At 72.9% G+C, this 22,176-nt stretch carries 22 protein-coding genes; 10 read left to right on the forward strand and 12 right to left on the reverse strand.

Going from position 1 to position 22,176, the window contains the following annotated elements:
* Positions 1-81: 81 nt before the first annotated feature.
* The 3 genes from AB0C87_RS18080 to rimP are packed head-to-tail and all read right to left on the reverse strand — an operon-like array spanning position 82 to position 2,141.
* Positions 82-423 carry a YlxR family protein gene (locus AB0C87_RS18080; protein ID WP_360578534.1) on the reverse strand — a complete coding sequence of 114 codons (342 nt, stop codon included), beginning with the start codon at positions 421-423 and terminating at the stop codon, positions 82-84.
* Complete coding sequence (nusA, locus tag AB0C87_RS18085) at positions 389-1,438, reverse strand: transcription termination factor NusA (RefSeq protein ID WP_345175199.1); 1,050 nt, start codon at positions 1,436-1,438, stop codon at positions 389-391. The genes AB0C87_RS18080 and nusA overlap by 35 nt, the downstream gene beginning before the upstream one ends.
* A gap of 25 nt (positions 1,439-1,463) precedes the next feature.
* Complete coding sequence (gene rimP, locus AB0C87_RS18090; protein ID WP_360578536.1) at positions 1,464-2,141, reverse strand: ribosome maturation factor RimP; 678 nt, start codon at positions 2,139-2,141, stop codon at positions 1,464-1,466.
* Positions 2,142-2,408: 267 nt separating this feature from the next.
* Here rimP and AB0C87_RS18095 point away from each other — a divergent pair, with 267 nt between their 5' ends.
* The 3 genes from AB0C87_RS18095 to AB0C87_RS18105 all read left to right on the forward strand — a co-directional run bounded on the left by AB0C87_RS18095 (position 2,409) and on the right by AB0C87_RS18105 (position 4,987).
* Positions 2,409-3,386, forward strand: a complete 978-nt coding sequence (locus tag AB0C87_RS18095; protein ID WP_345175195.1) for a ferritin-like domain-containing protein — start codon at positions 2,409-2,411, stop codon at positions 3,384-3,386.
* 79 nt (positions 3,387-3,465) lie between these two features.
* On the forward strand, positions 3,466-3,828 hold the full coding sequence (locus AB0C87_RS18100) for a hypothetical protein (protein ID WP_345175193.1): 363 nt from the start codon (positions 3,466-3,468) through the stop codon (positions 3,826-3,828).
* 94 nt (positions 3,829-3,922) lie between these two features.
* The gene (locus AB0C87_RS18105; protein WP_360578538.1) at positions 3,923-4,987 is read left to right on the forward strand and encodes an SAM-dependent methyltransferase; all 1,065 of its coding nucleotides are present in this window, start codon (positions 3,923-3,925) and stop codon (positions 4,985-4,987) included.
* Here the strand turns inward: AB0C87_RS18105 and AB0C87_RS18110 are convergent.
* Entirely contained in the window at positions 4,979-5,680 is a 702-nt protein-coding gene (locus AB0C87_RS18110; protein ID WP_345175189.1) for an HAD family hydrolase, read from the reverse strand. The two genes, AB0C87_RS18105 and AB0C87_RS18110, sit on opposite strands and share 9 nt — an antisense overlap.
* A 109-nt stretch (positions 5,681-5,789) precedes the next feature.
* Here AB0C87_RS18110 and AB0C87_RS18115 point away from each other — a divergent pair, with 109 nt between their 5' ends.
* The 4 genes from AB0C87_RS18115 to AB0C87_RS18130 all read left to right on the forward strand — a co-directional run bounded on the left by AB0C87_RS18115 (position 5,790) and on the right by AB0C87_RS18130 (position 9,908).
* Entirely contained in the window at positions 5,790-7,334 is a 1,545-nt protein-coding gene (locus AB0C87_RS18115) for a hypothetical protein (protein ID WP_360578540.1), read from the forward strand.
* Positions 7,335-7,394: 60 nt separating this feature from the next.
* A complete protein-coding gene (locus AB0C87_RS18120) occupies positions 7,395-7,664 on the forward strand; it encodes a hypothetical protein (RefSeq protein WP_185023171.1) in 270 nt (89 codons plus the stop codon).
* Positions 7,665-8,014: 350 nt separating this feature from the next.
* A complete protein-coding gene (locus AB0C87_RS18125) occupies positions 8,015-9,220 on the forward strand; it encodes a lysylphosphatidylglycerol synthase transmembrane domain-containing protein (RefSeq protein WP_360578542.1) in 1,206 nt (401 codons plus the stop codon).
* Between the two features lie 142 nt (positions 9,221-9,362).
* The gene (locus tag AB0C87_RS18130) at positions 9,363-9,908 is read left to right on the forward strand and encodes a flavin reductase family protein (protein WP_360578544.1); all 546 of its coding nucleotides are present in this window, start codon (positions 9,363-9,365) and stop codon (positions 9,906-9,908) included.
* Here the strand turns inward: AB0C87_RS18130 and AB0C87_RS18135 are convergent.
* The 6 genes from AB0C87_RS18135 to AB0C87_RS18160 all read right to left on the reverse strand — a co-directional run bounded on the left by AB0C87_RS18135 (position 9,886) and on the right by AB0C87_RS18160 (position 16,319).
* A complete protein-coding gene (locus tag AB0C87_RS18135; RefSeq protein ID WP_345175217.1) occupies positions 9,886-11,106 on the reverse strand; it encodes an ROK family transcriptional regulator in 1,221 nt (406 codons plus the stop codon). The genes AB0C87_RS18130 and AB0C87_RS18135 overlap by 23 nt on opposite strands.
* A complete protein-coding gene (locus AB0C87_RS18140; RefSeq protein ID WP_345175178.1) occupies positions 11,106-11,864 on the reverse strand; it encodes an ATP-binding cassette domain-containing protein in 759 nt (252 codons plus the stop codon). Before AB0C87_RS18140 ends, AB0C87_RS18135 begins: the two co-directional genes overlap by 1 nt.
* A 201-nt stretch (positions 11,865-12,065) precedes the next feature.
* Complete coding sequence (locus AB0C87_RS18145; RefSeq protein ID WP_360578546.1) at positions 12,066-13,349, reverse strand: ABC transporter permease; 1,284 nt, start codon at positions 13,347-13,349, stop codon at positions 12,066-12,068.
* Positions 13,350-13,360: 11 nt separating this feature from the next.
* Positions 13,361-14,146 (reverse strand): ATP-binding cassette domain-containing protein, encoded by a 786-nt coding sequence (locus tag AB0C87_RS18150; protein WP_345175174.1) that lies wholly within the window; start codon positions 14,144-14,146, stop codon positions 13,361-13,363.
* A gap of 120 nt (positions 14,147-14,266) precedes the next feature.
* Entirely contained in the window at positions 14,267-15,343 is a 1,077-nt protein-coding gene (locus tag AB0C87_RS18155; protein WP_345175172.1) for a substrate-binding domain-containing protein, read from the reverse strand.
* A gap of 682 nt (positions 15,344-16,025) precedes the next feature.
* Positions 16,026-16,319 (reverse strand): hypothetical protein, encoded by a 294-nt coding sequence (locus tag AB0C87_RS18160; RefSeq protein ID WP_345175169.1) that lies wholly within the window; start codon positions 16,317-16,319, stop codon positions 16,026-16,028.
* 199 nt (positions 16,320-16,518) lie between these two features.
* Here AB0C87_RS18160 and AB0C87_RS18165 point away from each other — a divergent pair, with 199 nt between their 5' ends.
* Positions 16,519-17,097, forward strand: a complete 579-nt coding sequence (locus AB0C87_RS18165) for a hypothetical protein (protein WP_353832836.1) — start codon at positions 16,519-16,521, stop codon at positions 17,095-17,097.
* 54 nt (positions 17,098-17,151) lie between these two features.
* Entirely contained in the window at positions 17,152-19,674 is a 2,523-nt protein-coding gene (locus tag AB0C87_RS18170) for a M14 family zinc carboxypeptidase (RefSeq protein WP_360578548.1), read from the forward strand.
* Between the two features lie 58 nt (positions 19,675-19,732).
* Here the strand turns inward: AB0C87_RS18170 and AB0C87_RS18175 are convergent, their stop codons facing one another.
* Complete coding sequence (locus AB0C87_RS18175) at positions 19,733-20,407, reverse strand: hypothetical protein (protein WP_345175163.1); 675 nt, start codon at positions 20,405-20,407, stop codon at positions 19,733-19,735.
* Between the two features lie 100 nt (positions 20,408-20,507).
* Between AB0C87_RS18175 and AB0C87_RS18180 the strand changes: the two genes are divergently transcribed.
* Positions 20,508-21,578 (forward strand): hypothetical protein, encoded by a 1,071-nt coding sequence (locus tag AB0C87_RS18180; protein ID WP_360358470.1) that lies wholly within the window; start codon positions 20,508-20,510, stop codon positions 21,576-21,578.
* Here AB0C87_RS18180 and AB0C87_RS18185 read toward each other — a convergent pair whose 3' ends face one another.
* Complete coding sequence (locus AB0C87_RS18185; protein WP_345175159.1) at positions 21,579-22,166, reverse strand: HAD family phosphatase; 588 nt, start codon at positions 22,164-22,166, stop codon at positions 21,579-21,581.
* Positions 22,167-22,176 lie beyond the last annotated feature (10 nt).

The raw sequence follows: 22,176 nt of genomic DNA on the forward strand, positions 1-22,176 counted from the left end.
GGCCTCCGGACCGTCGCTAACTTGCCGTACTCATCGCGGCGTGCTCATCGAGCGCTCATAGCAATCTCGACCTGCTTCCGACTAGACGTCGCTTACCATTCGGCCATCCTGCTGCTGCGCGGCAGGGGCCGCAAGTCGCTCCCGCAGCGGACCGGCGTCGAGCGGGCCCTGCAGGCGGAACGCCCGCGGGAACGCCCGGCGCCGCTCTGCGAGTGCGAGACACTCCGGATCGGGATGCAGATGCGCACCCCGTCCCGGCAGCCGCCCGCGAGGATCGGGGACGATGACGCCCTCGACCACCACCAGGCGCAGCAAGTCGGACTTGACCGTGCGAACCCGGCAACCCACGCACGTGCGAACAGCGGCCGCCGGGCCACGTCCCATGAGTCTACCGCGCCGAGGCGTCGGCGGGGCCTGTCGCATGTTCTCCTGACGCGGAAGATCCGGATTCGCCGGTTCCGGCGCTGTTCGGGGGCGTCTGTACGGGCTCGGTGTCGGACCGGATGTCGATCCGCCAGCCGGTGAGCCGGGCGGCGAGCCGGGCGTTCTGCCCTTCCTTGCCGATCGCGAGGGACAGCTGGTAGTCGGGCACCACCACCCGGGCGACCCGGGCGTCGGCGTCGACCACCTCGACACTCGAAACACGTGCCGGGGACAGGGCATTCCCGACGAACTCCGCCGGGTCCTCCGACCAGTCCACGATGTCGATCTTCTCGCCGTGCAGCTCGCCCATCACGTTGCGCACGCGGCTGCCGAGCGGGCCGATGCACGCTCCCTTGGCGTTCACCCCGGACTTGCGCGAGCGAACCGCGATCTTGGTGCGGTGGCCGGCCTCCCGGGCGATCGCCGCGATCTCCACGGTGCCGTCGGCGATCTCCGGGACCTCCAGCGCGAACAGCTTGCGGACGAGGTTCGGGTGGGTGCGCGACAGCTGCACCGACGGGCCGCGGTGGCCCTTGCGGACCTGCACCACGTAGGCGCGCAGCCGCTCGCCGTGCTCGTAGCGCTCGCCGGGCACCTGCTCCTGCGGCGGCAGGACCGCCTCGATCTTGCCGAGGTCGACCAGCACGCTGCGCGGGTCCTTGCCCTGCTGGATGATGCCGCTGACGATGTCGCCCTCGCGGCCCGCGTACTCGCCGAAGGTCAGCTCGTCCTCGGCGTCGCGCAGGCGCTGGAGGATCACCTGCTTGGCGGTGGTCGCGGCGATGCGGCCGAACCCCGTCGGGGTGTCGTCGTACTCGCCGACGGCGTTGCCCTCGTCGTCGGTCTCGGTCGCCCACACGGTCACGTGGCCGCTCTGCCGGTCGAGCTCGACGCGCGCCTTCGGCGCCGCGCCCTCCGTCCGGTGGTAGGCGATCAAAAGGGCGTCTTCGATGGCCTTGACGGCCACGTCGAGCGAGATGTCCTTCTCGCTCTCCAGGCCCCGAAGGGCGGTCATGTCGATGTCCACGAGGTTCCCCCCTCTAGTCCGGCTGCGCCGGAGAACGCGATTCCTCGGCCGGCGACGAAGGCGCGAACTCCACCTGCACGCGGCCGCGCCCCAGCTCGCCGAGGCCGAACCGGCGCCGCACGGTCTCCGGCCCGGCGGTCTTCCCCTTCGGGGAGGACGGCTTCCCGGCCCCACCGGCGGCCTTCCCGCCGCCGGCTCCCTTGCCCCGGCGCTTCTGGACGACGTCGATCTCCACGGCCTCGTCGTCGGCCGCCACCACGCGGCCCTCGATCTGGCCTCCCTCGGTCAGGGGGGCGACGACCAGCCGGCCGACGGCGCGGCGCCAGTGCCGCGGTTCGGTGAGGGGGCGGTCGACGCCCGGCGAGGTCACCTCCAGCACGTAGGGCGAGGAGCCCATGACGTCGGACCCGTCGAGCAGCTCGGACGTCGTCTCGCTCAGGCGGGCGATGGCGTCGAGGCCGATCCCGCCGTCGGCGTCGACGACGACCCGGACGAGCCGGCGGCGGCCCGCGGGCCGCACGTCGACCTCCTCCAGGTCGTAGCCCGCCTCGGCGATCGCGGGCGCGAGCAGCCTGCTGAGGGCGGCGGCGGCCGCGTCGCGGCTCGGCCGGGCGGCGTCGCGCGGCGGGGCCGCCTCCTCCTGCCGGCCGCGCCTCCCCTGAGCGCGGCCGCCACGGGACTCGACGCTCATGGGGTCCTCCTCCTGTTGTGCGCCTGCGATGTCTGTCGTGCGCCTGGCGGCGGCGGGGCCGCCGCTCGTCCGCCGACACCTCAAGACTATCGACAGCCGGGGACCGCAGCGGTCTTTCCGGCGCCTCTCCGGCGCGGCGGATATGGAATGCTTGAGCTGGCCTGATGGGCGCGTCCTGAGACCGCCGCCGCAGCGGGCCGCCGCCACCTCCGCAACCGGGTGAGGAGACTCCCTTTGCCAGAGGCCGCACCGCCGCCGGGGCAGGCGATGTCACGCTCGACGCAGGCGCTGTCACGCCGTGCGCTGCTGGGCCGGGCCGCGCTGCTGGGCGGCGGTGCGCTGCCGGTACTGCCGTGGATCGCGTCCTGCACGGCGGAGGCCGCCCCCGCGCCCGAGGACGTGCCGGTGCTGGTGGGCGCGATCGCCGCCGAGCAGAACCTGATCGCCTCGTACGAGGCGGCGCGGTCGTCGAACGCTTCCCAGGCCACGCGGCTCGATCCCGTCCTCGCCCATCACCGCAGGCATCTGGCCGTCCTGAGGCGGCACTACGTCGCGGGCTCGGGGAACCGGGCGGGCGAGGGCGGCGCCGTCCCCTCCCCCGTCGCGGCGTCGGTCCCCGCGGGCGCCGCGGGCCTCGCGGCCCTCCGCGACATGGAGGACCGCGCCGCGCGGGGGCGCATGGCCGACGCCGCCAAGGCCGGTCCGGCGCTCGCGCAGCTGCTGGCCAGCATCGGGGCCTGCGAGGCCGGCCACGCCATGACCGTCAAGGGCGGTGCGCCGCCCGTCCGGTCGAGGTCGGACGCCGAGGCCCTGCAGACCGCGCTGGCCGCCGAGCACGCGGCCGTCTACGGGTACGGGGTGCTCGGGGCCCGCCTGCGGGGCACGCTCCAGCAGACCGCGAAGGACCTGTGGAACGTGCACCGCGCCCGCCGCGACCAGCTGGTCTCGGTCCTGTCGGTCGCGCCGGTCGCCGCGGCGTCCGCCTACAGGCTGCCGGTCCAGGTCACCTCCGCCCGCGCGGCCGCGCAGCTCGCGGCGGCCCTGGAGAGCGCCCTCGTGCCGGCCTACGTCGGTCTCGCGGGCGCCTCCTCCCCCGACCTGCGCGCGTTCGCGGCCGACAGCGCGCAGCGGGCCTCGGCGTGGGCGGCGCGCTGGCGGTCCAGGTCGGGTTCCGCGGCGCCGCCGGAGGCGTTCCCCGGGCTGCCGTCCGCGGCGCTGTCCCCTCGCCCCGAACCGGGTGAGTGATCTTCGGCACGACGGGAACGAACGGCCCGATCAGCGACGTTGATCCCATCGCGGGATGACTTCGGGGGAGGGAGCCCACGTGACCACGAATCCGCAGGCGGGCAGGACGAGCGCCCTCGACGAGCTGCGGGCCGCCTACCACGAGCAGCTGACGCGGCTGGCGGCCGAGCGCGACGCCGCGCGGCGCCAGGCGCGCAGGGCGCAGGCGCAGGCGGACGTCGCGCGGGCCGATCTCGCCAGCCTCAAGAGCCGCGTCGGGGAGCTGCTGAACGCCGCCGCGCGGCACCTTCCGGATCTTCCTCCGGTGGAGGGTCCGGACGCGCCGGAGCTGCCCGCCGCCCAGGAGGCGCGGGCCCTGCCCGCCGCTCCGGCCGATCCCGATCCGGAGCCTCCGGCCGAGAGCGGCGAGACGCCCGCGGACCGCGCGGCGCGAGCGGCCTGACCGGGCTGGAACGCCCGTCCGGGGACCGCGCGGAGGCCGCCTGACGCGTCCGTCACGGCGGTCTTCGCCCCCGGGGTCCAGTAGGGTCCACCAAATGACCGCGTACGGCCTTCTCGTCTCCCCCTCGCACAACCGGGTCTATGCCCAGGCCGCCGCCGACCTGGTCAAGGCGGAACTGGCGGTGTTCAGCGAACGGGCTCTCGGCGGGCGCGTCCGCGACATCGAGGAGACCGCGATCGGCGGCGTCCCCTATGTGACGTTCTCCGCCGACGGGCTGACGGAGCAGGACGTGCGCCTCCTGTCGAACCTGTCGTCGCTCTACGCGCTCTTCCAGATCGAGGGCGACCTGCTCCGCCCGGTCGCGCTCCAGCCGCTGGACCTGTTCGGCAGCGACCTGCTCACCATCCAGAAGTACTCGGGCAAGACCAACGAGTACTTCACCAAGCTGCTGCTGAACGTCACGGCGATGGCGACCGACTCGCCCCTGGACCTGGTGACCGGGCGTCCCCGCGTCTTCGACCCGATGTGCGGGCGGGGGACGACCCTCAACCAGGCGATGATGTACGGGCTGGACGCCGCCGGGATGGACATCGACGGCAAGGACTTCGACGCCTACGCGGCCTTCATCAAGACCTGGCTGAAGAACAACCGGGTCAAGCACCAGGCCGAGATCACCAACGTGCGCCGCGAGAAGGCCGTCCTCGGGCGCCGCCTGCACGTGACGCTCGGCGCGTCCAAGGAGCGCTACAAGAGCGGCGAGACGATGGAGATCACCGTCGTGAACGCCGACTCGCTGGGCGCGGGCAGGTTCTTCCGCCCGGCGTCGTTCGACCTGATCGTGACCGACGCCCCCTACGGCGTCCAGCACGGCAGCCGGCCGAAGGGGGCGCAGCCCGGCCGCAGGGGCGGGCCCCAGCTGTCGCGCAGCCCCGTGGAGCTGCTGACGTCCGCCGTGCCCGAGTGGACGCGGCTGCTGCGTCCGGGCGGCGCCGTCGGCATCTCCTGGAACACCTTCGTCGGCCGCCGCGAGCAACTCGCCGAGATCCTCGCGGCCAGCGGCCTGGACGTCCGGGACTCCGACGCCTACCGCGGCTTCCGCCATCGCGTCGACCAGGCCATCTCCCGCGACCTCATCGTGGCCGCCAAGCCGTCAGGCTGAGTGCCACCGCTCCACGTGCGGGAGCAGTTCCTCCAGCTCGTGGATGACGGCGTCGGCCGGCGTGAGGCCCGGGCGCTCGAAGGCGTGGGTGGTCTGGTGCCGGATCAGGACGGCCCGCAGGCCGGCCGCCTTGGCTCCGTGGATGTCGTCGAACGGGCGGTCGCCGACGAAGACGCAGGAGCCCGGGTCGGTGGCGCCGACGGCGTCCATGGCGGCGCGGAACGCCTCGGCGTGCGGCTTCGTCCAGGGGATCTCGCTGGAGTAGACGGCGCCGTCGAGCATGCCGAGGACGTCGTCGCGGGCGAAGACGCGCTCGTGCCACTCGCGGGTCCAGATGGTGTTGGACAGCACGCCGATCCTGATGCCGCGCTCGCGGAGGGCGGTGAACAGGCCGGGGACGGCGGGGTCGGTGTGGGTGTGCGGGGTCCACGTCTCGAAGTGGGTGTCCAGGAGGGCCTCGGTCGGCTCCACCCCGGCCATCGCGAACGCCTCGGCGAGGGTGGCGCTGCGGTGCTCCTCGGTGCCGCGGCGCCACAGCTCGTCCTCGGCGGCGACGAGGGCCGCGACGGTCTTCTCGACGGCGTCCGGCGGGAGGTGGGCGGCGCAGACGGTGCGCCAGATGTCGGCGAGTTCGAGGTCGTGCCAGGGGGTCAGCGTGCCGCCCCAGTCGAAGATCACAGCTTGTACGCCCATGCCCCGGATCGTAACCATCGGGGCGCGACGGACGATCACCTTTTCGACGCGGTGGTCGTCCGGAGGGCGCGACCGGGGCCACCCGATGTCCGGTCAAAGGGAGCCCTCCATGCGCAGACCCCTGCTCGCCGCCCTGTTGTCCGCCGCCCTCGTGGGCACGGCGGTCCCGGCGGCGGCCGATCCGATCCCCGACGGCCCCGGCAGAGGGCTCGTCCCGGCCTACGTCGGAGCGCCCGCCACTCCGGCCCCTCTGGCGGGGCGGCCCGTCCCGGCCAACCCGCACCAGGGTCCGGTGGGGACGTCGTCCATGCACGCCGACAGTTACGCCTCCGACACCTATCCGTTCCTGGGGCCGCTCGGCCGCGATCCGCAGGTGCTCGCCGAGGCCAAGGGCGGCGGGCTGCCGGGGCTGTGCTCGACGGTGACGTTCGCCCGCCGGACGGGCCTGATCGTCGCGCAGTGCACCCGCGGGCAGAACCTCACGCTGCGGCTGATCGACCCGAGGACGCTGAAGGATCTCGCGACCTACGAGCTGCCGCCCAGGCCGTCCACCGTCCAGGCGGTGTTCTCGCTGAACCTCGACACGGTGTTCACCGACACCTCGGGCGGGGCGTACTACTACCTGGACCAGCAGGACCGCGCGGTGCTGGCGGACTCGTCCTTCCATCTGCGCCGGTTCGCGCACGAGAAGGGTCCGGACGGCGCCTGGCGCTTCACGGTCACCGACGACTGGGACCTGCGCGGCCACCTCCCCCACGACTGCGCCACCTGGACGAACCCGTGGCCGAAGGGGGAATGCGACCCCGTCACCGCGGTCGGGCCCGACTGGAACGGCCTGATCTGGTGGATCACGAGGGGCGGCCGCGTCGGCACAGTGGACCCGGGGTCGGGGGCCGTCCGGATGACGCGGCTGGCGGGCGAGGGCGTCCAGAACTCGTTCGCGGCCGCGGAGAACGGCGTCTCGGTCGTGTCCGACCACGCGCTCTACCGGATGCGGGCCGGCGCGGACGGGACCCCGGAGATCGTCTGGCGGCAGCCGTACGACCGGGGCAGCGGGCGCAAGCCCGGGCAGATCGACCAGGGGTCCGGGACGACCCCCACGTTCTTCGGCGACGGCTACGTGGCCGTCACCGACAACGCCGACGACCGCATGCACGTGATCGTCCGCCGAGCGGAGGACGGCGGGCTCGTCTGCCAGGTCCCGGTGTTCGGAAGCGGGGCCAGCGCGACGGACAACTCGCTCATCGGCTACGGCCGCAGCCTGTTCGTCGAGAACAACTACGGCTACCGCAACTTCTTCGACCTGCCGCCGGGCGGGTCGTCGGTGGGCGGGGTCAGCCGCGTGGACGTGAAACCGGACGGGACGGGCTGCGAGACGGTCTGGACGAGCGCGGAGCGCTCACCGTCCACCGTCTCCAAGGTCTCCGTGCCCGCGGGGCTGCTCTACCTCTACACGAAGGAGCCGCGCCGGGACCTCATCGACGCCTGGTACCTGACCGCGGTGGACGTCCACACGGGCCGGACGGCCTACAAGGTGCTCACCGGCACGGGCAAGTGGATCGACAACAGCTGGGCGCCGGTCACCCTCGGCCCGGACGGGACCGCGTACGTGGGCGTCGTCGGCGGCCTCGTCGCCGTCCGCGACCGGGAGTAGGGCGCCGGGCATCGGGGATACCGGTCCGATCAGCGAACCCGAACCGGACCGGGAGGAGTCATGAGGGCACGCGAGCCCGGTGAGTCCCGCGACTTCCGCGAGGACATCGATGACATGGGAGACAACACCCAGGACGAGCAGATCGCCCTGACCGAGGAGTACGTGAACGACCCGCCCGAGGAGCTGAGGATCGAGGAGCCCGAGGAGAGCCGCGACGGCCTCGGCGTCACCGAGTACGAGCGGCAGGCCGCGAGGGAGGGCGACGAGGAGCGCCCGACGCCGATCACGCCGGCCGAGGAGGACGCGGTCAATCCCACCCGCAGGCCGTGACCACGACGGCGGCGCCCGCACCGGTCACCCGGCGCGGGCGCCGCCGTCGTCCCGGCGCGGGCGCCGCAGTCGTCCCGGCGCGGGGTGCGCCCCGGAGCGTGCCGGGCCTTTGCCGCTCGCGATGGCCCCCTTTCCGTAAGAGCGGGCATCAATCAGGGCAGAACAGAAATGCCGGGACATCAAACGATCATCCGGCAGAGCACTGCGACAGGTCTTCGAACCGCCCGCTGACCACGACCTCGCGACGGACGTGGCGCAAGTCACTTTGCGATTTGTTTCGGCTCCCCGGGGAATGTCCTACCCGGACCGTAGGTTGCGCATGGCGGGCGAGCTTGCGAGGTGACCGGGACATGTACGACACAGTCACGGCACCGGTCCATCCCCCGGCCGTAGCCGACCCGCCGTCCCCCCTCCCGAACCGCCCCGACGAGGAGGCTCCGGCGCGCCCGTGGTGGCGGCGCAGGGCCGGCCTGATCGTCCAGTGGGCGCTGCTTCTCGGCGCCCTCGCCGCCCTCCCCCTCTACCGCGACGAACTCCCCGATCTCGGCGCCGTCTGGCGGGCGGCCTCGCACGCCGACCCGGGATGGCTGACCATGGTCGTCCTCGCCGTGGCGGGCTCGATGGGCGCGTTCGCCCGGCTCCAGCGCCGGCTGCTGCGCGTCGGCGGGCTGCGGATGCGGCTGCGCCGCGCGTTCGCGATCACCTACGCGGGCAACGCCCTGTCCACGACACTGCCGGCGGGCCCGGCCGTGAGCGTGGTCTACACGTTCCGGCAGTTCCGCCGCGCGGGCGCCTCGGCGCAGCTCGCCACCGCGGTGATCCTGGCCGGCGGAGTGATCACCACCACGGCCTACTCCCTGATCGCCCTCCTGGCGCTGGTGGCCGACCCCGACGCGCGCGGCTTCGCGCTGCTCGCCCTCTCCGTCCCGCTGGCCCTGGCCGCGCTGCTCGTCCCCGCGCTGCGGTGGCGCCCGCTGCGCGCCCTGCTGACGGCGCCGCTGCGACGCGCCTACCGGGCCGCGCTCGCCCATCCGACGATCGCTCCGTACGCGGAGCGGCTGCCCGCCGCCCGCGACCTCCTGCGCCCGTCCCTGCGCGACTGGGCCGCGCTCGCCGCGCTGGCCCTGCTGAACTGGGTCTTCGACATCCTGGCGCTGCTGTCGGCCTCGCACGCGGTCGGCATCGACGTCGCCCCGAACGGCGTCGCCCTCACCTACTTCGCGGCCCAGGCGGCGGGCAGCCTGCTCCCGCTGCTGCCCGGCGGCCTCGGCGCCATCGAGGGCAGCATGGCCGCGTCCCTGGTCGCGTTCGGCGCGACGCTGTCACCCGCCGCCGCGGCCGTCGGCCTGTACCGGCTCGTGTCGTACTGGGCGGTCGTCGCGGTCGGCTGGATGGCCTGGTTCGGGCTGCACGAGGGTCCGCGCGTCCCGGCCCGCGCCAGGGCGCACCTGGCCGGCGCCGGCCGCCTGATCATGGACGGCATGTCCGCGGCGGCGCTCCTCACCCCCTACGCCGCCGTCCCGGCGAAGGCCCCGGCCGAGGCTCCGCGGCCGTAGATCCCCCTCCGTCCGAGGACCTAGGCCGGACGGGACCTTCGACCGAGATCGCCGCCCAGGGGAATCAGCGCGCCGCGGCGAGGGCTTTAGTGGACATCGATCAGTGGACATCGACGCACCCCCGCCCACGGAACGGACCCCAATGCACGGATCGCCCGACCGCCCATCCGGCCCTTCGGCGACCGGCCTCGACCCGGCCGCGTTCCGGTCGGTGCTCGGCAGGTTCCCGACCGGCGTGGTCGCCGTCACCGCCCTCGATCCCGCGTCGGGCCGCCCGGCGGGCCTGGCCGTGAACTCGTTCACGTCCGTCTCCCTCGACCCGCCCCTCGTGGCGTTCTGCGTGGCGCACACCAGCACGACATGGCCGGTCATGCGGACCGCCGCGCGCCTGTGCGTCAACATCCTGGCCGAGTCGCAGCAGGACGTCTCCGAGCGGCTCGCCTTCGGGAGCGGTCCGGAGAAGTTCGCCGGCGTCTCCTGGACGCACGGGCCCGGCGGCGCCCCGTTGATCGACGGCGCGGTGGCGTGGATCGAGTGCTCGGTCGAGCAGGAGCACCTCGCCGGCGACCATCTGATCGTCGTCGCCCGCGCCCACGACCTGGCGGAGCACCGGGACGAAGGCCCCCTGGTCTTCTACGGGGGCCGCTACGGCGCCTTCACGCGCTTCACACCGTCTCAGGGGCTCTGAGCCGGGTCAGGACCTGGACGGGGTCGGCCAGGACCTCGGCGAACGCGAACTCGGCGGCACCGACCAGGGTCGTGTCGTCGCCCAGGGTGGCGGTGCGGAGCTTGACCTTCTCGCGGGGGGCGGCGAGGGCGCTGGTCGCCAGGACGCTGCGGATCTGCGCGGCGGCGCCCAGGAAGATGTCGCGGAGCGTGCCGCCGAAGATGACCAGGCCGGGGTTGAAGAGGTTCACGAGGTTGGCGACCCCGAGGCCGAGCCAGTTGCCGACGCGGTGCAGCGCCTCCCGGGCCTTGATGTCGCCGGCGTCGGCGGCGGCGACGATGGCGCGGACCGCGTCGCGTCCCGGCTGGCCGGGGACCTCCTCGCGGCCGGCGAGGTCGAGCAGCGTGCGCTCCCCCACCTCGGCCTCCAGGCAGCCCTTCGAGCCGCAGGCGCAGGGCCGGCCGCCGGGGTTGATCACCATGTGCCCGATCTCGCCGCCGAACCCCTCGTCGCCGCCGAGCAGCCGGCCGTGCGCGATGATGCCGCCGCCGACGCCCACGTCGCCGTGCAGGTAGATGAGGTTGTCGCAGTTCACCCCCGCGCCGCGCTCGTGCTCGGCGACCGCGCCGAGGTTGGCGTCGTTGCACACCGAGACGGGGATGCCGAGGCCGAGGCGGCGGGACAGGGCGTCGCCGAGGCGCAGCCCGCCCACGTCCAGGTTCGGCCCGAACATGATCGAGTCGTCGGAGCGGCGGACGGTGCCGGGGAACCCGAGGGCGGCGCCGACGCAGACGGCGTCGCGCTCGGCCTTGCGGACCAGGGAGCGGGCACCCGCTACGAGCACGCCGAGCAGGTCGGCGGGATCGGAGCCGCGGGCCCGGACGCCCTCGCGCCGGTCCAGCACGACGCCGCCGAGGCCGACGCGCGCGACGACGAGCCGGTCGACGCCGACCTCGAACGCCAGCACGTAGACGCGGGTGGACTCGGGCCGCACCACGAGCGACGGCCGACCGGCGCGGCGCCCCGGACCGCGCGGCAGCTCCTCGCGGACCAGCCCGGCGGAGGTGAGGTCGGACGTCAGCGCCATGATCGTGCTGCGGTTGAGGCCGAGGGACTCGGCGAGGACGGCCCGGGAGGCGGGGCCGCGCAGGTGCACGAAGCGCAGCAGCGTCCCGAGATTGTGGCGCCGGATGTCCTCCTGTGACGGGCCCGCCTTCATCATGGGCGCAGCCCCAGCTCTCCGCTGGCGCCCGAGGTGATCAGCTCCACGACCTGCCGGTGGGTGACGTCGGCGGTGCGGACCTGCGCGACCATCCGGCCGAGGTAGAGCGCGGCGATCCGGTCGGAGACCGCGAACACGTCGTTCATGTTGTGCGAGATCAGCACGACGGCGAGGCCCTTGTCGGCGAGCCGCCGGACCATCTCCAGGACCTGCTGGGTCTGCGCGACGCCGAGCGCGGCGGCGGGCTCGTCCAGCACCACGAGCTTGCTGTCCCACAGCACGGCGCGGGCGATCGCGACGGTCTGGCGCTGCCCGCCCGACAGGTTCGAGACCCGCTGCCGGACCGAGCCCATCGTTCGCACGGCGAGGCCGGACAGCGTGGTGCGCGCCAGCTCCTCCATGAAGGTCTCGTCCAGGGCGAGGCCGCGGCGCTCCTCGCGGCCGAGGAACAGGTTCTGGACGATGTCGAGGTTCTCGCAGAGGGCGAGGTCCTGGTGGACGATCTCGATGCCGAGGCGGCTGGCGTCGCGGGGGGAGCCGACCTTGACCGGCCTGCCCTCGAAGCGGTACTCGCCCTTGTCGAAGGAGTGGATTCCGCCGATGCACCTGACCAGGGTGGTCTTGCCGGCGCCGTTGTCGCCGACGAGGGCGGTGACCTCGCCCGGATAGGCGGAGAAGGCGACGTCCTGCAGCACCTTCACCGAGCCGAAGCTCTTGTCGATGCCGCGCAGGTCCAGAACAGGCGTCACTGACATGCCGAGGGGCTCCCACCGTGCCGCACCGCCGCCGCGCGCCTGGCGGTCGTGGTGAGTGAGCGTAGCAGTCGGATCCTTCGGCCGGGCACCGTCGGAAGGCCCGTCCGAACGGCCCCGCGGCCAGGCCCGGGAGCCGGTGGGGCGGGCCACCGACTCCCGGGCGTTTCCGGCCGCGCTCACGGGGTCACCGTGCTCACGGGGTCATCTGCCCGCTGCGGACCGGCGGCGCCTCGCCAGGGCGTCGATGCTCGCGGCGAACAGCAGCACGACCCCGGTGATGAGGTAGCTGAGGTAGGCCTTGGTGCCGAGCAGCCCCAGCCCGTTCTCGATCAGGGCGATGACCAGACCGCCGAGCACGGCGTCGCGGGCCTTGCCGCGCCCGCCGAACAGGCTCGTCCCGCCGATGACCGCGGCGCCCACCGCGTACAGCAGCGTGTTGCCGCCGCCGGAGTTGGTGGCCACGGAGCTGAGGCGGGACGCGGCGACGATGCCGCTGACCGCCGCCAGACCGGAGGCGATCATGAACACGGAGATCTTGATCCGGGTGACGTTGATGCCGGCCCTGCGGGCGGCCTCGGCGTTGCCGCCGACCGCGTAGATGTGCCGCCCGTAGCCGGTGCGGCCGAGCACGAACGTACAGATCACGAGCAGCGCGCCGACGAGCAGCACACCCCACGGGATCCCGCCGAGGGTGATCAGCGGGCTGGGGGCGCGGTCCAGGCTCAGCACGTAGGTGCTGATCAGCAGCGCGGCCGCGACGACGGCGCACTGGGCGACCACGAAGCCGAGCGGCTTGGAGTGGAGGTTGCGGACGTTCTGGCGGCGCCAGCGCAGCAGCAGCGTCGCGGAGTAGCCGACCACGCAGGTGACGGCGAGCACCCAGCCGAGCCAGATCGGCATGTTCTTGTTGGCGAGCGCCACGACGAAGTCGTCGCGGACGGGCACCGTGCCGCCGTCGCCGATGAGCCACAGGGTGATGCCCTGCAGGCCCAGGAAGAACGCCAGCGTGACCACGAACGATGGGATTCGCAGGAACGCGACCAGCCAGCCGATCACCGTGCCGATGACGATGCCGATCGCCACGGCGGCGAGCACCGCGACGTACCAGGACTGTCCCGAGTCGACCATCAGCTTGGCCATCACGGCCGCGCAGACGCCGCTGGCCACACCGGCCGACAGGTCGATCTCGCCCAGCAGCAGGACGAAGACCAGTCCCATGGCGAGGATCGTGATGGGCAGCGCCTGGGTGGCCAGGTTCGCGATGTTGCCCTTGCTGAGGAAGGTGTCGGGCTTCAGCGCCGTGAACAGCACCACCAGCGCGATCAGGCCGAGGATGGCGGGGAGGGCGCCCAGCTCACCGGCCTTGATCTTGTGCCAGTAGTCCAGCAGCGCGGAGTTCATGTCATGCTTGCGCCGGTCGTTCGAGAAGTCCGAGTCCGCCAGCTTCACGGCGGCCTCCTTGCTTTGGGGGGCGTCAGTGGACATCTGTTCCCCTTTCAGATGCTCTCGGCGGCGGTCTGCGGCGCGAGGCCGAGATCACCGGAACGGCCGGCGGTGATGAGCTCCACGACCTGTCCGTGGGTCACCTCGGAGGTGGCGACGTCCGCGGCGACCCGGCCGAGGTAGAGTGCCGAGATGCGGTCGGCCACCTCGAACACGTCGTTCATGTTGTGCGAGATGAGCACGACGGCGTGACCGGTGTCCGCGAGACGCCGGACGAGGTCGAGGACCTGCCGGGTCTGGGCGACGCCGAGCGCGGCCGTGGGCTCGTCCAGGATCACGACCTTGGACTCCCACAGCGCCGCCTTGGCGATGGCGACGGTCTGCCGCTGCCCGCCGGACAGGCTCGCCACCTGCTGGCGGACGGACTTGACGGTGCGGACCGAGAGCCGGGCGAGGGTCTCTCGGGCCGCCTCCTCCATGGACGGCTCGTCCAGCACGATGCCCTTGCGCCGCTCGCGGCCGAGGAACATGTTCTGCACGATGTCGAGGTTGTCGGCGAGGGCGAGGTCCTGGTAGACGACCTCGATGCCGAGCGCGGAGGCGGTGCGCGGTCCGTCGATCGAGACGGGCTTGCCCTCGAACTCGATCTGTCCCGAGTCGATGGGGTGGATCCCGGCGATGCACTTGATCAGGGTCGACTTGCCGGCTCCGTTGTCGCCGACGAGGGCCATCACCTCGCCCAGGCGCACGGAGAAGTCCACGTCGTGCAGCACATGGACGGGGCCGAAGCTCTTGTTGAGCCCGGTCAGGCGGAGGACGGGGTCTCCTTTTTCAGCCACGAGTTTCCTTCCAGAGGTTCGGGCGTCTAGCCCGTGGCGGGCCCCTTGGCGTCCCGATTTTCCGGGAGGCCGGGACGCCCTCAGCGGGGTGGGGCCCGCCACGGAGTCAGCGTCGGGCTCCTACTGGATGCCCGCGTCCTTGCACTTGGCCGCGTACGCGCCCTTGCACAGGTCTTCCTTCTTGACGAACCCGTCGTCCGTGACCTGCTTGATGTTCTCCTTGAAGACGCCGATCGGGGTCAGCAGCACCGACGGCACGTCGCGCTTGCCCTCCGGGTCGTTCGTGGTGCCGTTCGTCTCGCCCTTCTCACCCTTGATGAGGGAGACGGCGAGCTTGGCGGCCGCGTCGGCCTCCTGCTTGACCGGCTTGTAGACCGTCATGCACTGGTTGCCGTCGAGGATGTTCTGCAGCCCCTCGAGCGTGGCGTCCTGGCCGGTGACGGCGACCTTGCCGGCCTCCTTGTTCTTCTTGAGGATCGAGATGACCGCGCCGCCGATGCCGTCGTTGGCGGCGAGCACACCGTCGATCTTGCCGCCCTTCTCGGTCAGCATCTGCTCGAAGATCGTGGCGGCCTGCTCGGCCTTCCAGTCCGGGACGGCCTGCTCGGCGACCTTCTTGTAGTTGGTCGCCTTGTCGAGCACGTTGTGCGCGCCCTTGGCGAACAGCGTCGCGTTGTTGTCGGTCGGAGCGCCGTTGAGGTAGGCGATGTTGGCCGCCTTGTCACCGAGGCACTTCTGCAGGCCCTTGCCGAGCTCCTCGCCGACCTTCACGTTGTCGAAGGAGACGTAGTAGTCGGAGACGCCGCCGAGGGAGAGCCGGTCGTAGTCGATCGTCTTGACGCCCTGGGCCTGCGCCTTGCGCTGCACGGCGGCCGCGGAGTTCGAGTCGATGCCGTCCAGGACCAGGACCGTGACGCCGCTGGTGAGCATCTGGTCGGCGATCGTCTGGAAGCGCTGGGTCGAACCCTCGGCGTTCTGGATGTCGTAGGCCACTCCGGCGGCCTTGAAGGCCTGCTCCAGGTACGGCCGGTCGAAGCTCTCGTACCGGACGGAGGAGGTCGTGTCGGGCAGGATCACGCCGACCTTGCCCTTCGAGCCGGAGCCGCCCGAGTCGTTGGAGTCGCCGTCCCCGCAAGCGGTGAGGCTGAGCGCCGCCGCCGTCGTGACGGCCAAGAAGCTGAGGATCCCCTTGCGCATTGCCCGGGTCCTTTCTGGGGGTGGCCGCCGTGCGGCCGGGGGGTGGTAGCCGATGCCGGTGAGCGAGATCACCCGCTACCGACGGGAATGTTGTGTCCCGCAACTTACGTCGCGCATGTCCGTCACGCCAGACTTCGAGCGAAGTTCATTTGTTGTTGGCGGTAACAATCATGTAACACGAGATCAACACGGGTGGAACACAAGGGGTACCGCGGCAACAGCAGGAGGAAGCCGGTCACCGCGCGGGCATGCTCCGGCGGACCCGCGCCGGGCCAAATGTTTCGTGGGTCAACATTCACCGCGACCCGCCGTCAAGCCAGGGCTCACCCCCGGCGGCTCGACCGCAGGCGGAACGACGCCTCCGCGCACCTTCCTCGACAGCGCATCCCCAGGTCAGCGGCAGGGAAGCGGACATCACCGCATGTCAAGCCCTCACGCAACAAGCGGCTCCACACCGCACTCGCCCCCCGTCGAACACCGCGTCCCAGAACCAGCCCGCGCCTCACGCGGGTCGTACTCCGGTCGGGGTTCCCTCACAAGCCGAGCGGTAGGCAGGCCAAGGCGCGCCTCGGGCCGGGGCGGCCTCCGAAGACGGTGGTTCGAGGCCGCGACCGTTCGAGGCGATGGCGGAAGTAGGCGCGTGCCGCGGTCGGGTGGCGCGCCGGGTTTCGGCCGGGCCGGATCAGGCGGAAAGGACGCGAGCCACGCGGTCGGCGGCGGCGGGCGCGTCGGCGGCGGGCGCGATGCGCTCGGCCCACGACCACCAGTACCACCAGCCGTCCGCGCCCTGCTCCGCCAGGATGTTCTCCGTCAGCGCGGCGGCGTCGGGATTCATCACGTGCAGGCTGGGCGACTGGCCGCGGGGCAGGGTGAGGCGCACCCGGAGGCCGCGCTTGACCAGCTCCTCGCCGAGTTCTTCCAGATATTCGATCCGCGTCTTCGACGGCGCGGCTGTTCCCGTATCGTCAGGCGTCATCCTTGTTCCCTCACGGACTCCGTGCGGCCCGACGTGCGTTTCAGCCTCCCTCTTCACCCGCCCCCGCGCAAGCACCCCGGCCTGTCGGCCGCGAGGTGGGCGGGACGGGCCGCGAAGGCGCACCACGTTTCGGAGGTCCACGGGACCCTATCCGGGATATCTTGCGCTTGGTAGAAGAACCGGCGGTTGGGGGCTGACGATGACCGTGGACGCAGGTGCCCGACCAGGGGCCGGATCGGCCGGTGGCGCGCGGACGTGGCACCGGTTCCACTACGCGGTCGGCGTGTTCGTCATCGCCTACGGGGTGACGGCCCTCGCGAGCGCCGCGGCGCTGTGGGGCGACCGGGTGGACGAGGTGGAGGGCTACTTCGGGTCCGGGCCGGCCACGGGGATCCTGGTGTTCGCCAAGGCGGTCGAGGTCCTGCTCGTGCTCGCCGCCGCGGCGGGCCTGGTCCTGCGCCGCGACCTGCTGCTGGTCCCGCCGATGGCGGGGTGGATGGCGGGGTTCGCGATGTTCGCCGTCCTGGACGTCTTCACCGGCAGGTGGGGCGGCCTCGTCGAGCACCTGGCCTACCTGGCGGCGTTCGTCGTGCTGCTCTTCCTCTCCTACGGGCTGAGCGCGAAGGCCCAGCTCGCGGGGGCGCCGAAGGGCCCCGCGCCGGACGGGTCCCCGCGCGGTCCGGGCGGCCTGACCTGGACGCAGGAGTTCGCGCTCCAGGCCATCAACCGGGCCGCCGCCCTCACCGGCCCGCGCACGCGACCGGCCAAGCGCGACTGATCTTGGCAGAAGTTGCCGTTGGTGGCGGTCCCGGCGGGTGCCACGTTGTGCCTCATGAGAGCCCGAAAACTGGCGCTGCCTGTGGTGATGGCCGCGTCCCTGGCGGTCCCGGCGTCGCTCGCCGCGCCCGCCGCCGCGCTGCCCGCCGCGCCCGCGGCCGGCTGCGACCCAACCCGGACCGCACCGGTCTACCGGGGCAAGGTCCCCTCCCCCGAACAGGTCCTCGGCTTCGACCTCGGTGAGCGCCCGGTCAGCGCCGCCGAATCCGACACCTACCTGGAGACGGTCGCCGCCAGGAGCGAGCGCGTCGTGTCCGGAACGCTGGCCACCACCGCGCAGGGCCGTCCGCTGAAGTACGCGATCGCCGGACGGCCCGAACTGATCTCCAAGGCCGGGCTGGCCAGGGTGCGGCGGGAGGCGGGCCTGCTGCGCGATCCGCGCACGCCGGCCGCGCTCGCCAAGCGGATCACCGATCGCGGCGTCCCGATCCTGTGGGTCAGCGGCAACGTCCACGGCGACGAGCCGAGCGGCACGGACGCGGCGCTGCGGGTCCTGCGCGACCTCGGCGACCGCGCCGACTGCGCCGCGACCGGGATCCTCGCGAACACGCTCGTGATCGTCCTGCCGACGCAGAACCCGGACGGGCGCACGCTGCAGACGCGGCAGAACGCCTACGGGTTCGACATGAACCGCGACTGGTTCGCGCGCACGCAGCCGGAGACCGACGGCAAGCTCGCGATGCTGAACCAGTACCCGCCCGCGCTCTACATCGACGCCCACGAGATGGGCGGGGACTCGTTCTTCTTCCCGCCGAACGCCGACCCGATCTACCACGAGACGCCCGAGCAGGCCATCGGCTGGATCAACGACCTCTACGGCGCGTCGATGGCGGCCGAGTTCACCCGGCAGGGCATCGACTTCTTCAACAGGGACGTCTACGACCTCTTCTACCAGGGCTACGGCGACACGGTGCCGACCAGCGCCTTCCACGCCGCCGGGATGACGTACGAGAAGGGCGACGAGAGCCCCTACCCGGACCGGGTGAAGGAGCAGTACCTCACCCAGTGGGTGTCGCTGTCGGCGGCGGCGCGCAACCGGCACCGGATCCTCACCGAGTGGCGCCAGATGACGGTCGACGCCTACGCGCAGGGCAAGGCCGGCGAACTGGAGCCCAACCAGATCTACAACCCGCCGAACAAGGTCGACCGCCAGGTGCCGGACCGGAAGGTGCGGAACTACTTCCTGCGCGACGACGACCCGGCCAAGCGCGCCGAGGTCGCGCTCATCGTGCGGCGGCTGCAGCGCATGGGCGTGCGCGTCGAGAGGCTCGCCCGGCCGCTGACCGTCCCGGACTTCAAGGCGTACGGGCGCCCGGAGGCCGCGACGACGCTGCCCGCGGGCACGTACTGGATCTCGATGGCGCAGGGCCAGAAGCACTGGATCCAGTCCATGCTGAACGAGGACTCCTACACGCCGTTCCCGTACTTCTACGACGTGACGGCGTGGAGCCTGCCCCTGCTGGGCAACGTGTCCGGCGGGTCGTCCGGCGCCGTCCTGCACCCGCGGTCCGTGCCGCTGCGGACGCTTCCGGAGGCGCGTCCGGGGCACGAGGGCAAGGCGCCCAGGCTGGGCGTCCTCCAGTTGTCGGGGACGTCCTCCTCCGCGCGGCAGTCGGCCGGGTGGCTGAGGCACCGCCTCGACCGCGACTGGAAGCTGCCGTTCACGCTGCTCTCCCCGGCGGACGTAGCGGCCGGCAGGCTCCAGGGCGTCGAGGTCCTGGTCACGCCGAACGGCCCCGCCTCGTCCGCCTACACGGCGCTCGGCGACGCCGGACGCGCCGCGCTCCAGCAGTGGACGCGCGACGGCGGCCGCTACATCGGCTGGCAGGGCGGCGCCCAGCTCGCGGCCCGTCTCGGCCTGACGACCGCGACGCTCGCGGAGCCGACGTCCGACATCCCCGGCACGCTGCTCCGCGTGAAGGTGGACGGGGCGAGCCCGCTGGCGAAGGGGGTCGGCGCGGCGGCGTGGAACTTCACGTCCTACGACCCGGTCATGAAGGCGTCCAGCGGCGTCGTCGCCTCGTACCCGCAGGCGGATTCGCCGGACTGGTTCGTGTCCGGGTTCGAGCGGGGCGCGTCCGAGCTGGGCGGCACCGCGGCGGTCGTCGACCAGCCCCTCGGGAAGGGACGGTCCGTGCTGTTCGCCGCCGAGCCCAACTTCCGCGCGTTCAGCGACGGGACGGCCAAGCTGCTCTACAACGCGATCCTCGGCCCCGACCCGGCCAGGGCGGCGGCGCCGCAGGCGTCCGCGACGGCGAAGGCGGCCCAGGAGGCGGCGCTGCTGCCGTCCTACGAGTCGCCGATCCGCGTCTCGGTCAAGGCCGCGGACGCCGCGAGGACCGAGGCCCTGCTGCGGTCCGCCGGCGCGACGTGGACGCGGCGCGGGGCGGACGGCGTCGCCCACTTCGTGATCGACAACCCGAGGGGCCTGCCGGCGGACCACCATCCGTTCGCCGGGCGCCTGCCGTCCCTGATCCGCAAGGCCGGGATCACCCCGGTCGCGGTCGTCCTCCCCTGACCGTCCCGCGCGGCGCGCCGGCCCGTTCCGGCGCGCCGCGCCCCGGGTCGCCCGCGCGCTATTTCCGGACCAGCCAGGCGATCGCGGTCATCGTGCCGGGCGGGACCTCGGTGAAACCGCCGTCCCGGACCGCGACGGCCGCCTCCTTCACGCACCGGGCCCACGGCACGTCCCGCGCCAGGTGGACAGGGGCGCCGGCCTCCACCCACTCCGCCACGTGCCGGCGGCGTCCCTGGCGGAGCAGCAACTGGGCGGCGTGCCCGCACTGGGCGGCGGCCTTCCCCGTCGTGATCGTCACCTCGGGGTTGAGGGCGATCACCGCGTACGGGGGCTCGGGCGGCGCGGAAGGCTCCGGCGCCTCCGCCAGGTCGAGGCCCGCGACCTGGAGCTTGGCCAGCTGAGGCGGGACTTCCGACACCGGCCCCGGCGGGAAGGCCCGCACCTGCGCGCCCGCGTGCCGGACCGTGACGCCGGGCAGCGCCTCCGCCTCCGGCCAGCGCACGCCGCGGGCCCGCCGCGTCACCTTCCGGATCCGGCGCGACTCCCACTCCCGGACGGCCTCCCGCCACTCCCCCTCGGGCTCGGCGGCGCGCGGGTCGGTCAGCAGGCGGACGACCGCCGTCGCCGCCGCCTCGCAGACGGCGTCGTGACCCGGCGGATCGGCCTTCTCGGCGCGTACCACCAGTTGCATCGCCCACGGCGGGTCGTCAAGGGGGTCATAGTCGGGTCGCACCCGTGGAGTATTCCAAACTCCGTTCCGCTTCCCGGGAGCGGTAGTGGGTACTGCAACTCTTGCCGTCCCCCGGACGTCGTTCAGGTACGGGAGGTCGCCGGTGACCAGTGGCGCATGGAGTGATTCCATACCGGGAATCGGGACGTTCTTCGTCGGTATCGACGTCGCCCCCGGCCGCTACCGCTGCGAGGACGGCAAGGGCGGGTGGTGGGTGCGCTTCACCGGCCCCGGCGGGGGCGACCCCGTGGGCTCCTGGCCGCTGCCCGCCGGCCCCACCGAGATCGAGATCGCGCAGACCGACTTCGCCTTCGAGACCCACGTCTCCACGGCCTGGCGGCGCATCGCGCCGCCCCGCTCCCCCGAGGACGGCGCCCCGGCCGAGCCGCGGCCGGTCGCCGACCCGGCGCTGCGCGCCGAGCTGGACACGATCGTCGCGCGCCGCAAGCCGCTGGTGTGGCTGGCGCCGCTGTCGGTCCTCGCCCTCGGCCTGGTCGGCTCCCCGCTCCTCGGTTCGCTGTGGCTGATCGGCCTCGGCATGCTCGCGGTGCTGGTCGCGCTCGGCACCCCGTCGGTCTCGCTGGACCTGCGGCGCGCCCGGGAACTGGAGCGCCGCCGCGACCGCTACCTCCTCCCCGAGGACTTCGACGACGACGGCCGCGCGCTGCTGGCCCGCGTCCAGGCGGCCGTCGACGCCGTCCGCGACTCGCAGGTCAACCGCGAGGGCCTGCTGGACGCGGTGGACAACGCCGTCACGCTGCCGCGCCAGGAATGGGAGATCGCGCAGGTCCTGGCGAAGCAGTCGCGGCTGCGCGCTGACCACGCCGACATGGCCGGCGCCGAGACGCTCCCGGAGGTGGAGGCGGCGCTGCGGCCGCTGCGCGACAAGCTCGACACCTCGGTCGAGGCGGTGACGCGCCGCGTCGAGGCCCTGGAGCGCTACGCCGAGCGTGCCCGGTCGGCCGACGAGGTGCTGCGCGCCCAGCGCCGCCTGGAGTCGATCGCGGAGAAGGCGCACGAGTACGACGAACTGCTGGCCGACACCGTCCGGGACGATCTGGCGCTCCCCGCCATCGAACGCCTGACCGAGCAGGGCGACGAGCTCCTGCGCACCCTCCGCGAGCGCCTCGCCGAGGCGGCCGAGGCGGGCGGGGAGCTCCCGCCCCCTTCCTAGTCAGGCGGTGAGGGCGCGCACCTGGGCCGGGGAGGTGAAGAGTTCGGCGCGCATGCCGGTCTCGCGGGCGGCGAGGACGTTGCGCTCGTTGTCGTCGAAGAACAGGACGTCGGCGGGCTCGACGCCCAGGCGGCCGGCGCAGATCTCGTAGGCGCGGGGATCGGGCTTGGCGACGCCGATGCGGCAGGAGTAGACGCGCTCGTCGAAGCGGGAGAGCCAGGCGCCGTGCCGCGCCTCGAAGCGGGGCACCAGGTCGCCGATGATGTTGGAGAGCAGCCCGAGCGTGCGTCCCCGGTCGGCCAGCTCGCCGACCAGGGCGACCATCTCCTCGTCGACGGCGGTCCAGCTGTCGAGGTCGGCCTCGGTCAGGGCGGGGACGTCGGGGAACGTGGCGCCGAGCAGGCCCGCGACGTCCGCCCAGTAGGCCGCGCTCTCCTGGCCGGCGTCGTAGGCGGGGCGGCAGGCCCAGTAGGCGTCCCAGAACGCGGGGCCGGGCGTCCCGGCGATCTCCTCGATTCGCCGCACCGCCTCGGGCGTCTGGGTGCGGGCGATCACTCCGTACAGGTCGAACACGATCACTTCGGGCATGGCCCGAGCC

This window comes from Actinomadura sp. NPDC048021 (assembly GCF_040653135.1).
GTDB lineage: Bacteria > Actinomycetota > Actinomycetes > Streptosporangiales > Streptosporangiaceae > Spirillospora > Spirillospora verrucosospora.

What these genes read in the sequence shown, in the direction of transcription:
- AB0C87_RS18080 (WP_360578534.1), bottom strand. Translation starts at nt 423, where the DNA reads ATGCGACAGGCCCCGCCGACGCCTCGGCGCGGTAGACTCATGGGACGT.
- nusA (WP_345175199.1), bottom strand. Translation starts at nt 1,438, where the DNA reads ATGACCGCCCTTCGGGGCCTGGAGAGCGAGAAGGACATCTCGCTCGAC.
- rimP (WP_360578536.1), bottom strand. Translation starts at nt 2,141, where the DNA reads ATGAGCGTCGAGTCCCGTGGCGGCCGCGCTCAGGGGAGGCGCGGCCGG.
- AB0C87_RS18095 (WP_345175195.1), top strand. Translation starts at nt 2,409, where the DNA reads ATGTCACGCTCGACGCAGGCGCTGTCACGCCGTGCGCTGCTGGGCCGG.
- AB0C87_RS18105 (WP_360578538.1), top strand. Translation starts at nt 3,923, where the DNA reads ATGACCGCGTACGGCCTTCTCGTCTCCCCCTCGCACAACCGGGTCTAT.
- AB0C87_RS18110 (WP_345175189.1), bottom strand. Translation starts at nt 5,680, where the DNA reads ATGGGCGTACAAGCTGTGATCTTCGACTGGGGCGGCACGCTGACCCCC.
- AB0C87_RS18115 (WP_360578540.1), top strand. Translation starts at nt 5,790, where the DNA reads ATGCGCAGACCCCTGCTCGCCGCCCTGTTGTCCGCCGCCCTCGTGGGC.
- AB0C87_RS18120 (WP_185023171.1), top strand. Translation starts at nt 7,395, where the DNA reads ATGAGGGCACGCGAGCCCGGTGAGTCCCGCGACTTCCGCGAGGACATC.
- AB0C87_RS18125 (WP_360578542.1), top strand. Translation starts at nt 8,015, where the DNA reads ATGTACGACACAGTCACGGCACCGGTCCATCCCCCGGCCGTAGCCGAC.
- AB0C87_RS18130 (WP_360578544.1), top strand. Translation starts at nt 9,363, where the DNA reads ATGCACGGATCGCCCGACCGCCCATCCGGCCCTTCGGCGACCGGCCTC.
- AB0C87_RS18135 (WP_345175217.1), bottom strand. Translation starts at nt 11,106, where the DNA reads ATGAAGGCGGGCCCGTCACAGGAGGACATCCGGCGCCACAATCTCGGG.
- AB0C87_RS18140 (WP_345175178.1), bottom strand. Translation starts at nt 11,864, where the DNA reads ATGTCAGTGACGCCTGTTCTGGACCTGCGCGGCATCGACAAGAGCTTC.
- AB0C87_RS18145 (WP_360578546.1), bottom strand. Translation starts at nt 13,349, where the DNA reads ATGTCCACTGACGCCCCCCAAAGCAAGGAGGCCGCCGTGAAGCTGGCG.
- AB0C87_RS18155 (WP_345175172.1), bottom strand. Translation starts at nt 15,343, where the DNA reads ATGCGCAAGGGGATCCTCAGCTTCTTGGCCGTCACGACGGCGGCGGCG.
- AB0C87_RS18160 (WP_345175169.1), bottom strand. Translation starts at nt 16,319, where the DNA reads ATGACGCCTGACGATACGGGAACAGCCGCGCCGTCGAAGACGCGGATC.
- AB0C87_RS18165 (WP_353832836.1), top strand. Translation starts at nt 16,519, where the DNA reads ATGACCGTGGACGCAGGTGCCCGACCAGGGGCCGGATCGGCCGGTGGC.
- AB0C87_RS18170 (WP_360578548.1), top strand. Translation starts at nt 17,152, where the DNA reads ATGAGAGCCCGAAAACTGGCGCTGCCTGTGGTGATGGCCGCGTCCCTG.
- AB0C87_RS18185 (WP_345175159.1), bottom strand. Translation starts at nt 22,166, where the DNA reads ATGCCCGAAGTGATCGTGTTCGACCTGTACGGAGTGATCGCCCGCACC.